Annotated in this window: 9 protein-coding genes; 6 read left to right on the forward strand and 3 right to left on the reverse strand. The window is 42.4% G+C overall.

Features of this window, described 5'->3' with window-relative positions:
• Positions 1 to 43 precede the first annotated feature (43 nt).
• The 5 genes from HWQ44_RS25325 to gshB all read left to right on the forward strand — a co-directional run bounded on the left by HWQ44_RS25325 (position 44) and on the right by gshB (position 5,319).
• Positions 44 to 298: a PemK-like protein gene (locus HWQ44_RS25325; protein WP_292724482.1), complete on the forward strand. Its 255-nt coding sequence runs from the start codon at positions 44 to 46 to the stop codon at positions 296 to 298.
• Between the two features lie 232 nt (positions 299 to 530).
• Positions 531 to 2,276, forward strand: coding sequence for a GTPase HflX (gene hflX, locus HWQ44_RS25330; protein ID WP_292724559.1), 1,746 nt, complete (start codon positions 531 to 533; stop codon positions 2,274 to 2,276).
• 456 nt (positions 2,277 to 2,732) lie between these two features.
• The gene (locus tag HWQ44_RS25335; RefSeq protein WP_292724484.1) at positions 2,733 to 3,566 is read left to right on the forward strand and encodes an XDD4 family exosortase-dependent surface protein; all 834 of its coding nucleotides are present in this window, start codon (positions 2,733 to 2,735) and stop codon (positions 3,564 to 3,566) included.
• A 261-nt stretch (positions 3,567 to 3,827) separates the two neighbouring features.
• Positions 3,828 to 4,100, forward strand: a complete 273-nt coding sequence (gene grxC, locus HWQ44_RS25340) for a glutaredoxin 3 (protein WP_190893995.1) — start codon at positions 3,828 to 3,830, stop codon at positions 4,098 to 4,100.
• A gap of 244 nt (positions 4,101 to 4,344) precedes the next feature.
• On the forward strand, positions 4,345 to 5,319 hold the full coding sequence (gene gshB, locus HWQ44_RS25345) for a glutathione synthase (protein ID WP_292724486.1): 975 nt from the start codon (positions 4,345 to 4,347) through the stop codon (positions 5,317 to 5,319).
• A gap of 426 nt (positions 5,320 to 5,745) precedes the next feature.
• On the opposite strand, the gene ftsZ is transcribed toward gshB, so the two are convergent.
• From ftsZ to HWQ44_RS25360, 3 genes are all read right to left on the reverse strand, one after another.
• Positions 5,746 to 7,062, reverse strand: a complete 1,317-nt coding sequence (ftsZ, locus tag HWQ44_RS25350) for a cell division protein FtsZ (RefSeq protein WP_292724488.1) — start codon at positions 7,060 to 7,062, stop codon at positions 5,746 to 5,748.
• Positions 7,063 to 7,122: 60 nt separating this feature from the next.
• The gene (locus HWQ44_RS25355) at positions 7,123 to 7,410 is read right to left on the reverse strand and encodes a hypothetical protein (RefSeq protein WP_292724489.1); all 288 of its coding nucleotides are present in this window, start codon (positions 7,408 to 7,410) and stop codon (positions 7,123 to 7,125) included.
• Between the two features lie 728 nt (positions 7,411 to 8,138).
• Positions 8,139 to 8,972: an FtsQ-type POTRA domain-containing protein gene (locus tag HWQ44_RS25360; protein WP_292724490.1), complete on the reverse strand. Its 834-nt coding sequence runs from the start codon at positions 8,970 to 8,972 to the stop codon at positions 8,139 to 8,141.
• A gap of 689 nt (positions 8,973 to 9,661) precedes the next feature.
• On the opposite strand from HWQ44_RS25360, the gene HWQ44_RS25365 reads away from it, so the two are divergent.
• Complete coding sequence (locus tag HWQ44_RS25365) at positions 9,662 to 10,993, forward strand: P-loop NTPase fold protein (protein WP_292724491.1); 1,332 nt, start codon at positions 9,662 to 9,664, stop codon at positions 10,991 to 10,993.
• The last annotated feature ends 56 nt before the right edge of the window (positions 10,994 to 11,049 follow it).

Raw genomic sequence — 11,049 nt, forward strand, 5'->3', positions numbered from 1 at the left:
CGGTTGATGGTTAAGAGGCTTGCTGCACCTTCTTAGATGTCAAATGGGTTCTATATTGTGGATAGATGGAAATGATGTTGTAGTAGCAGTAGTCACATCTGCAAAACCACGCACACAAACTGATGTACCTCTAAATGATTGGGCTGCAAGTGGCTTGCGTGTTGCTTCAACCGTGCGTCTGTCTCGATTAAATTGCCTAGAACAGTTTTTGTTGCTGGCTAAAATAGGGCAAATTTCTGAATTAGATGCAAAGCATTTAAAAGAAGTATGGGATTTGTATATCAAGCCTCAATTTTAAGCAATTGAAATTAAAAGCGATCGCTACAAATTTATCTTTATTCGGAGACAGTGTGAATAGAAACCATTGCTCGACGGGGTACATAGCACTACCACCAAAATCGCTTCAAATAAATACCCACCGTGAACTAATTACTAACGCATCCCTCAAAAGAGAGAGATAGGAGCCTAAACCCTGTTGTAAAATAGACATATAAGGATTCGGGGGGCCATTTAACTGGTCAAAAACGCCTATAGAAACTATTTTTGGAAATCTCCAAGGTCTGAAGTCCAGCCAGCTGAAGCAACTACAGCGGTTGTACCACCAGCGCATACCAGGCGATCGCATCACCACGCCTGATTTTTCCCAGCGTCTGGCAGCAATTAGCACAGAAGTCAATCAGCCTGTGTGCGCCTACATCAACCGTCGCGGACAAGTGATTCGCGTCGGGGTAGGCACACCGCGTCAAACGCAAATACCACCGATGGAATTGCCCCGTTACGGTGCAGAACGACTCAGTGGTATTCGTTGTATTGCCACCCATCTCAAGCCAGAACCGCCCAATGAAGCGGCGCTCACGGCGATGGCACTGCAACGCCTAGATGCCTTAGTTGTCCTAAATATTACCGGAACGGGATTTACACGGCGGGGAGGCGGTGCAACTGGGTATGTCAAAGAAGCTTATCTAGCTCATCTGATACCCCAAGAGTCTCGCACCCTGATTACTAGTCCTGCTGTTCCCAAGGTAGGGGAAAGCCAAATCCAAACCCCAAGTTGGAATATATCGCCACCTCTAGACTTGGACGATCTGGCAGACCAGGATTTAGTAGACTTGGTAGAAAATCTGGAAGCGGAATTCCAGCGGGAATTTATCGCCCAGGAAGTAGATGCTGACCACGATCGCGTGCTGATTGTGGGGGTGATGACCAGTGAGATGACTCCCCTACAATTCCAGGACAACCTATTGGAATTGGCCCGTTTAGTTGATACTGCTGGGGGAGATGTATTACAGACAATACAACAAAAGCGATCGCGCATTCATCCCCAAACCGTAGTTGGCGAAGGTAAAGTCCAAGAAATTGCCTTAACTGCCCAAACACTAGGAGTCAATCTGGTTGTCTTCGACCGCGACCTCTCACCCTCCCAAGTCCGCAACTTAGAAATGCAAATTGGCATTCGGGTGGTTGACCGCACCGAAGTAATTTTGGATATTTTTGCCCAACGCGCTCAATCTCGTGCCGGTAAGTTGCAAGTAGAACTAGCACAGTTAGAATACATGCAGCCGCGACTGGCTGGTAGAGGTCGCACCATGTCCCGATTAGGTGGTGGTATTGGGACTCGTGGCCCTGGTGAAACCAAACTGGAAACTGAACGCCGTGCCATTGGGCAACGAATTTCTCGACTACAAAAAGAAGTAACTCAATTGCAAGCCCATCGTTCGCGGTTACGGCAGCGACGGCAGCATCGGGAAGTTCCTTCAGTGGCTTTGGTTGGATATACCAACGCTGGTAAGTCCACTTTGCTGAATGCTCTCACGAATGCAGAAGTTTATACAGCCGACCAGTTATTTGCCACTCTCGATCCCACCACGCGCCGCTTAGTGATTCCTTATGGCGAAACAAATGAACATCAGGAAATTCTGATTACAGATACGGTAGGGTTTATACACGAACTGCCTGCATCGTTAATGGATGCCTTCCGCGCCACCTTGGAGGAAGTCACAGAAGCCGATGCCCTCCTACATTTGGTGGATTTGTCTCATCCCGCTTGGTTACGTCATATTCGCTCAGTCAGAGAAATCTTAGCACAAATGCCAATAACTCCTGGCCCCGCGCTAGTTATTTTTAACAAGATTGATGAAGCCGATAGTGAGACACTAGCTCTAGCTAGAGAAGAATTTCCCCTAGCGGTGTTTATTTCTGCGAGTCAGCGCTTGGGATTAGAAACCCTACGTCAGCGTCTTGCCCAGCTAATTGAATATGCGGTTGACTGTGGTTAAAACTTGAGTTGTGAATTCAGTGTCAGCACTTTAATATTAGTGTTCTAAATTAAAAACTTTGGGGAAGGCAAAATTGCTTTCCCTTCTTTATTTCATCTTCATAATATCTCGTGGTATGTGTGGAAAACGATTAGCTTTTATCCTGAAGTGAATTACCAATCTTTCATACAAATTGATTGATTAAAGAAAATTATCGAAAAATAGAAGCTTACTTAAGCTAGCTGATTCTGCATAATTTAAGATTAAATTAAATCCTAAGTGTAAATGCTGAAAATATTCAATTAATTCATGGAAAAATATATTGCTTATCCCAATTTAAAGTTTTAGTTAATCTGAAGATATAACGTAGGCAATTAATAGTTTTTTATGCCATTTTATACATTAGTGATTTTCATAAAAAAGTTCTTTTGAGACATTTTAAATGTTTTTAAGAGAAAGCAAAGGAGTTTCAATCAAGTGTCTCAACTATATTCCAAGAAGATAGTAGGTTATGCAGCCTACTGTATATCAGCATTAGCTGTAGTGACAGTTTTGCAGATGCCTAGAGCGGATGCAGCCTCTCTGAGTTTTTCAGCCACAGGTACTAACCCAGTATCAGGTGGAAACAGTACAGCCCTTGCGGCGACAGCTGTCTTTGATAATTCAATTTCAGGTAAGTTGACACTGACCCTTACTAATACAGGTCCAGGTGCATCAGCCCCTTCTGATGTTCTAACAGGAATCTTCTGGGATTATGCTGGATCTCCCTTAACAAACTTAACGTTGTCTTCAGCCAAAGCTCCAACCGTAATCACGAATAATGTAACTACCGGAACTAATGTCGATCTTACCAAAGTTGCAGGAAATAAAGTTGAATGGGGTTTTGCTAAGACTACCGCTAGCACTGGACTTGGTGGTGCTAGTGGCGTAGCTAACCCAGTAACTCAGCACTACGGTATTGGTACAGCAGGTTTTGGTATATCACCTGGTTTCGGTCTTTCGGGTGGACAGCAATTCAATTACGGTATTATTACTGGTTACGATAGTTCAAATCCAGCCGTAAGTGGGGGGACTTTTGTGAAGAACTCTGCCACATTCGTTTTCTCAGGGCTACCTATTGGCTTTGATTTAACAAAGATTCAGAATCTTCGTTTTCAGTATGGTACTGCTTTAAATGAGCCTAGTACTTATTATATTGCTCCGCCACCTCCACCGAAAAAAGTACCTGAGCCTAGTGCAACAGTTACTCTTGCTTTATTTGCTGTAGGTGGGCTGAAGGTTGCTAAGAAAAAGCCTTTAGTCTCAGCTTAGAGAGAACTTGAGTAATAACTGAAAACTGAGTTACGCCTTATAAGCAATTTTCACAATGAGATAAAAGCCACCAAGTTTTTTAAGAAAATTGGTATAGACAATAATATTTTAGTCAAGAGTCCAGACTTTATCTCTTGGCTAACTTTTTTTGATATAAATCTAGTTAGCGGCTTCTGAGGATGAAAACAAACCAGAATAAGCTGTCTAGAGTCAGTGGCAAAGTTCTAAAATTAAGAAGTATTAAATCAATTTGAGGATGTTATGGCTGCAAAAGTAGAAATTTACACTTGGAGGACTTGCCCGTTTTGCATCCGTGCTAAAAGTTTGCTGAAGAACAAGGGAGTTGAATTTATCGAATACAGTATTGATGGAGATGAGGCAGCCAGAAATAAAATGGCTCAAAGAGCAAATGGACGGCGCTCTCTACCGCAAATTTTTATCAATGATGATCATATTGGTGGTTGTGATGATATCCACGCTTTAGACAGTCAAGGCAAGCTGGATGAGCTACTAACTTCTAGTAATAGCGTGTAGGTTCAAAAGGTTTTGCGATCGCTAGCGACAAGCCGCTGCAAATCACACGGCAGTCGCTACAACTTTGGAAGAAAGAGCAACGCGCTGCCTTATTTACGGGCTTTTTTCTCACAAAAGCGAATATGTCCACAAGATTTTACTCTCCAGGTTCTACTCAGCAGTACACATATACGTCAATTGGTGAGAGCATCAAGAGATAATAGTTGAATAACCATTTAATTTCTTGGTGATTGAGGTATAAAGGGTGAAACTGGCTTTTATCATTGATCCCATCCATTTGCTTGACCCGTGTCATGATACCAGTGTTGCCCTAATTGAAGCAGCCCAAATCCTGGGACACGAAGTTTGGGTGACTCAGGCAAATCTGCTGAGTGTAGTGGAGAGCAAAGCTTGGGCTGTTCTACAGCGAGTTGAAGTTGTACCAGTAGTGTTGGTGGAGGGACGCTGGGTAGCCGCGAATCCTTGGTATAAGTTGAATGATTCCTCCTTGACTTCTTTAGAGACAATGGACGCCGTATTTATGCGGACAGATCCACCTGTCAATGATTCCTACCTCTATGCCACCTACATTCTGGATTATATTGACCAAAATAAAACCCTGGTGATTAACAGTCCTAGCGGCATTCGAGGGGCAAATGAGAAAATGTATGCCCTCCAGTTTACCAAAGCGATTCCAGAAACCATTGTCAGTGCTGATAAGCAATTTATTCGGCAATTTGTAGAAGCAAAGGGGGCAGCAGTTCTCAAACCACTGGGTAACAAAGCTGGGGAAGGAATTTTATTTTTGCAATCAGGCGATCGCAATTTTAACTCCATTGTCGAACTGAGTACCCTCCAAGGTCGAGTGCCTGTAATGGTGCAAACCTATTTACCAGAGGCAAAAGAAGGAGATAAACGCATTATCTTACTCAATGGCGAACCAATTGGTGCGCTCAATCGCCTCTCTAGCGGAACTGATTTTCGCAATAATATGGCAACTGGTGGCACAGTTGCTCAAACCAAAATTACCCCAAGAGAGGATGAAATCTGTACTCAAGTAGCCGAACGCTTACGCCAAGACGGCTTAATTTTTGTGGGTATTGACGTTATCGGTGGTTATCTGACTGAAGTTAATGTCACCAGTCCTACCGGAATTCGTGAAATTGATCGATTAGATGGTACTCGCCTTGGTCATCAGGTTATTCAATGGATTGAACAGACACTAAAAATCAAAAAATAAATGGAAATTATTTTTTGTTTTGTGTCTTATTCCCCAAAAAACAGACTTCTTCGGACACTGGTGTGGGCGAGTTCCCTACCCAACTTGCTTTAAGTAAATATACTTGTTTGTACCGAATAGTAACTTTAATGGATCACGAGGGGTAGATGTAGGGATGTCTATGACGGGTTATGCCTACGCAGTTGGGCAGGTCTTCCTGTTTTTTTATGACAAAAGCATAACTGGACATGCTAGCCAGCAGACTCCTGCCCAAGTTCATTCTATATAGCGTTGACAATTTATTTTACCAATTAGCAAAATCGGGGATGGCAACATCTTGCTTACCCCTGCCCTTGGTAAAACCCTGGTAGAACTAGCAGATTTTATACAGTGTTCAGCCTGACCTGAGACTGCTAAGTTAATCTCAAATCTCAAATCCAAAATCTTTTAATTCCTTGGTGTACGTCGGTTTCTGAGAAAATCAGGTATATCTAATCCAGGTTTTTCCTTTGGTTCTGGAATTGGAGTTGGAGTTGGAGTTGCAGTTGGAGTTGAGGTTGGAGGATTAACTGTAGGTTGTTGAGTTGTTGGTCGCTTCGAGGTATTGGGTGCTACTCGAACGTTAGCTACACTTTGTTGTACAACAGCTTGCACTTCACCTGTAAACCCGGTGGCAATTACAGTAATTCTTACCTCACCTTGGAGTCTGTCATCAATTACGGCTCCAAAAATAATATTGGCGTTGGGATCAACTACTTCATAGATTGCTTCTGCGGCTGCATTCACTTCATGCAAAGTGAGGTCAGTACCACCAGTAATATTAAAGACAACCCCCCTAGCACCTTCAATAGAACATTCTAGTAACGGTGAAGAAATAGCTGCGATCGCAGCTTCTCTAGCTCTAGATTTTCCAGAGCTAACGCCAATTCCCATCAATGCCGATCCCGCATCTGCCATCACAGCTCGGACATCAGCAAAGTCAACATTTACTAAACCGGGGATCGTGATGATATCGGAAATACCTTGCACCCCTTGACGCAACACATCATCTGCATAGCGAAAAGCTTCTTGCACAGGCGTTTGTTCGGGGATCACTTCCAGCAGTTTGTTGTTGGGAATAATGATTAGTGTATCTACTCTACTTTTTAGTCCTTGAATACCTTCTTCCGCCTGGCTAGTGCGGCGGCGTCCTTCAAAAACAAATGGACGTGTAACTACACCAACAGTGAGAGCGCCCATTTCTTTGGCCACTTCTGCCACGATTGGTGCTGCACCCGTGCCAGTACCACCCCCCATACCAGCAGTGATAAATACTAAGTCTGCACCCTCCAAAGCCGTAGCAATTTCGTCCCGTGATTCCTCAGCTGCCTTTTGACCAATGGCAGGATTACCACCTGCTCCTAAACCCCGCGTTAGCTTCTGTCCAATTTGCAATCGACTTGGAGCGCCAGCTAAGGTAAGAGCTTGGGCATCAGTGTTAATTGACCAAAACTCTACCCCAGAGACATCAGACTCGATCATGCGGTTAACAGCATTGCCACCACCACCACCGACACCAATCACTTTGATGTTGGCGACCCTACCAGGAACAATCTCGCCAATTCGGCTATTTTCCGCAGAAATCTTCTTATTATCGTGATTTTGTCCGAAGTTCAGCCCAGAGTTATTAAAGGGATTAGTCGAGTTAACTGCCAGAGAGAACCCCGGCTGTCCCGTAGATTGGGAATTTTTATAGTTAAGTCCTTGGTTATTATCAAGTGTCATTGGATTTGTGAAAGGGTAGATAAACGACTTTTTCAGGTGTTATTCACCTAAGAGTCAACTTTAGTTTGACACTGCCACAATACTATGGCACTGTTCTTTATTATTTTCACTACTGCCAAGCCTAACAGAATTGGTAGGGCGAAAATTTGCTATGGGATAAGCTTTTAACGCAGCCGATCGCACAGCCAATTCTAGAGAAGTATACCTATATTTATCTAAAAGTGACCTGTATAACTTCAACCAGACATTAATCTCTTCATTATTCTCAGCGCACGGCATAACTTCTAAAGACACAGTACAGCGCCTCTTCTCTGCCTCAATAATAATATTGTTAATAAGTTTCACCATTGGGGATGATTGCAACTTTAGACACAAAGTTTAGCTTATACTTACTTATGCTTAAGATTAAAGTAAGCAAGAATTTACTTGTCAGACTATACCTGATTAATTTGTTGTTTGGGGGGTCTTAATGGACACTTTGTTGGAGCAATAGTCTATCCTACTAGAACCCTCACTAGTGCAGTCAACAAATCAAGATTTCCTAAGAGGTTTCGTCACCCAATAAGAATTACAGCACAGAGTAGTCCAAACTTATTGCCCAGAAGCCATGCTTACGCAATTTTGGGCGGCATTTTCTGTTACTGGTTGAACTTCGGTAAACTGTCTTTGGAAGTGTCCTCAACAGAACAAAGCCAGAGGTTTTTTAGCTCTGCACTTGGGTGGCGGCCTAGAACTTTCTCATCAGTGCGCTCTGTTCGCAAGTCCGATCTTAATGAAAAACTCAAGTATTTTTCTCTTTTCTGCACTGGGTTTAGTCGAAGAATATATGGGCAAACGGGGTTTTGCAGGCTATTAACCATTATTAGATTGTCCGACATCTTGCACCCTACTATTAGATGTTAGGGTCATAGTTGAGGGTCTTTTACTCGCAATGGAGATTTTATGATTGATCTTCTCATTTTAATTAGAAGTTAATGCCGATTTTCGTGCGGTTTGCCAAAAAACTGAAAATAATAAATATATTTATCAGCATAAAGCTTCTTAATTTAATAGGAGCTATCAATACATGAAACACGCTAGATGTTTTTAGGGATTTTGGGAGTTAATTTTTGGTTTTCTTGGTTCATTTGTACTAATGGAATTTCGGGATTTTTCAGATCAATATACTCTATTTGACCGGAATTAAATTTTGCTGCTAAAGGTCGCATTTGGGCGAGTACCTTAATTTGTTCAGACAACTGGGGGCCTGGAACGCCGAGATGCACATTTCCTAGTTCTGTTTTCAAAATTAAATTTGTTGGATTTTGGCAATCAATTTCGATCACTTTCACGGAACTTTGGCTGACAGCTTCATGGAGTTGAGTCCAGTAGAGACAGTATTGTTTTGGTGAGCCGATTACTCTGAGATTGGGTAATTTGCTAGTGGGATTTAGTGATGTGTATTTTTCTAAGGGCATCCAGGCCCCACTTGCATCTAGTAAGCCGATTATTACTTTTTTGTTGCCACGTGTTTGAGTCACCGCTACAGGGACTCGTTCTTGAATTTCGATGATTAATCCAGGAGGAAACAGGCGGCGTCTCACGATCGCTTGGGCAATAGTTGGTTGTTTCTTCAGAGAGTTAGCGATCGCTGACGGTTCAATCCGCCACAAAGACTGGGGATAAGATAGCACTAACAGTGACTGAGTTGTTTCATCCGACAGTAATTTATTGCCTGATTTCATCACTATTTGCTTGGGAGCTTTTAGCATCCACACTGGCTGGACTGCTACCCACAGCAATCCACCCGCCAAACCAGTAATGGCAAAGGTTCGCCAAATAGCCTGAATAATTTTCAACTGCCGCTGCCGACGTAATTTCTGACGGCGCTGGGCTAGATCCGTGCGGGAAACTGATATTATGCCAGCCATTCAAACCCCTTTCTGGTTGCAATCTAAATTCCTTGACGCGCTCTTATCATCATTAATTTCAGTAAACATTGTTGGCATTTGTTAGTCGCTCTCCTCAAAACTTTTTTATTTTTAGTAACACTTTACAGTAACTACACAAGGATTATGGCGCTAATCATTATTCCGATTAAAGTTTCCGGTGTCCATTTTTAACTGACTGTAGTCTTTTTGACAAGTTATTTTTGAAGATTTTTCTTTTAAAGATTACAAAAGATTAGTTTAGATGTTTCGGATTTTGTTTTCTTGACAAATAGAATGTGAAATGATAGAAAAATATTCCTGAATCTCTATGTACCTTGCTATAATTCATACCAGTCCTCCTCATCAGTTATACAAACTGAGAACTATGCAATCTAGTAGCTTTTTTTACTGATCCACTCAACCTGAAAGGTTTGTGGCAGGTCAAATAAAAGCTAGAGATTGTCAAAACCTCAATAGCAGGTGTAAAAAGGACAGATATGCTTAAGGTTATTAGGGTCAATTAAATCTCTACCATACTACTGACAGTAATCCTGCACCAAATACTGTCTCTTGCAAGACACTACCAACTTGCAAGTTAATCGTATGTCTATATTCAGGGTAGAGATTACTTGTATAAAAAATACGAATTAACTGCATCTACACACACGTCTACATACACCTCTACATACATGAAAACGACATTAAATTTGTCACGTTTTTATAAAGCATGTAACCCAAGCTACACGCTAAATATAAGTAACGGGCTAGATCGTCAGTATTACATAGATTTTGCTGATGTCCGTGGTTGCAAGATTGTCGAAGAATTGCAACGGACTATCGTTCGGATTTCTCCTGATGAGCCAACCTGTCAGTTATTTACGGGTCACATTGGCTGCGGTAAGTCAACGGAATTGCAGCGCCTCAAGACAGAACTAGAATTGGCGGGATTTCATGTGGTTTATTTTGAGTCCAGTCAAGACTTAGACATGGCGGATATTGATATCAGCGATATTTTGCTGAGTGTAGCCCGTCAAGTCAGTGCCAGTTTAGAAGGGATTAGCATCAAACTGAAACCTGGTTACTTTACCAATTTGTTTAAAGAAGTAGGCGATTTTTTGCAAACCCCCATAGAGCTTTCTGGACAAGCAGAGTTGTCCTTGGGTATTGCCAAAATTACTGCGAAAACCAAAGATAGCACCCAGATGCGGAATCAACTGAGGCAATATCTGGAACCACGTACCAATAGTATTTTGCAGGCAATTAACGAAGAAATTTTAGAAAAGGCTGTTGAACAGCTAAAGCTACGGGGTCAAAAAGGACTGGTAGTGATTGTAGATAACTTAGATCGAGTGGATATGCGTCCCTTAGCATCGGGGCGATCGCAACCAGAATATCTCTTCATCGACCGAGGCGAACAGTTACGCCGACTCAAATGCCACCTAGTTTACACAATTCCCCTAACCTTAATTTTCTCCAATGAGTACGAGACACTGAAAAATCGTCTGGGGGGAGGGATTGCGCCAAAAGTACTACCGATGGTATTAGTGCGCCAAAGAGATGGCAGTGACTACGAACCAGGGATGTCACTAGTGCGCCAGTTAGTTCTAGCAAGAGCTTTTCCAGAAGTTCCTTTGAATAGCAGGCTTTTATTAATTACAGAATTATTCGATCACTCCCAAACTTTGGATCGTTTATGTCGCGTTAGTGGTGGTCACATTCGTAACTTATTGGGTTTACTTTATAGCTGTCTGCAACGACAAGATCCACCTTTTTCTAGGGACTGTTTAGAAGCCGTGATTAAGGACTACCGCGACGATCTGCTATTAGCTATTGATGAATCTCAGTGGGAATTATTGTTTGAAGTAGTCCAGCAGCAGAGAGTTAAAGGTGAGTCTGACTATCAGAGCTTACTAAGAAGTATGTATCTGTTTGAATATCGCGATCCTCTAGGGCGCTGGTTTGGCATCAGTCCAGCCTTGGCAGAAACAGAAAAAGTTTTGGCTTGGCAACAAAACAAGTAATAGTGCTGGGTAAGTCAATTGTCATTAGTCAATTGTCCTTTGTCATTTGTCATTGG

Source organism: Nostoc sp. JL34 (assembly GCF_017114945.1).
GTDB lineage: Bacteria > Cyanobacteriota > Cyanobacteriia > Cyanobacteriales > Nostocaceae > Nostoc.

What these genes read in the sequence shown, in the direction of transcription:
- HWQ44_RS25365 (WP_292724491.1), top strand. Translation starts at nt 9,662, where the DNA reads ATGAAAACGACATTAAATTTGTCACGTTTTTATAAAGCATGTAACCCA.
- ftsZ (WP_292724488.1), bottom strand. Translation starts at nt 7,062, where the DNA reads ATGACACTTGATAATAACCAAGGACTTAACTATAAAAATTCCCAATCT.
- HWQ44_RS25325 (WP_292724482.1), top strand. Translation starts at nt 44, where the DNA reads ATGGGTTCTATATTGTGGATAGATGGAAATGATGTTGTAGTAGCAGTA.
- grxC (WP_190893995.1), top strand. Translation starts at nt 3,828, where the DNA reads ATGGCTGCAAAAGTAGAAATTTACACTTGGAGGACTTGCCCGTTTTGC.
- HWQ44_RS25360 (WP_292724490.1), bottom strand. Translation starts at nt 8,972, where the DNA reads ATGGCTGGCATAATATCAGTTTCCCGCACGGATCTAGCCCAGCGCCGT.
- HWQ44_RS25355 (WP_292724489.1), bottom strand. Translation starts at nt 7,410, where the DNA reads ATGGTGAAACTTATTAACAATATTATTATTGAGGCAGAGAAGAGGCGC.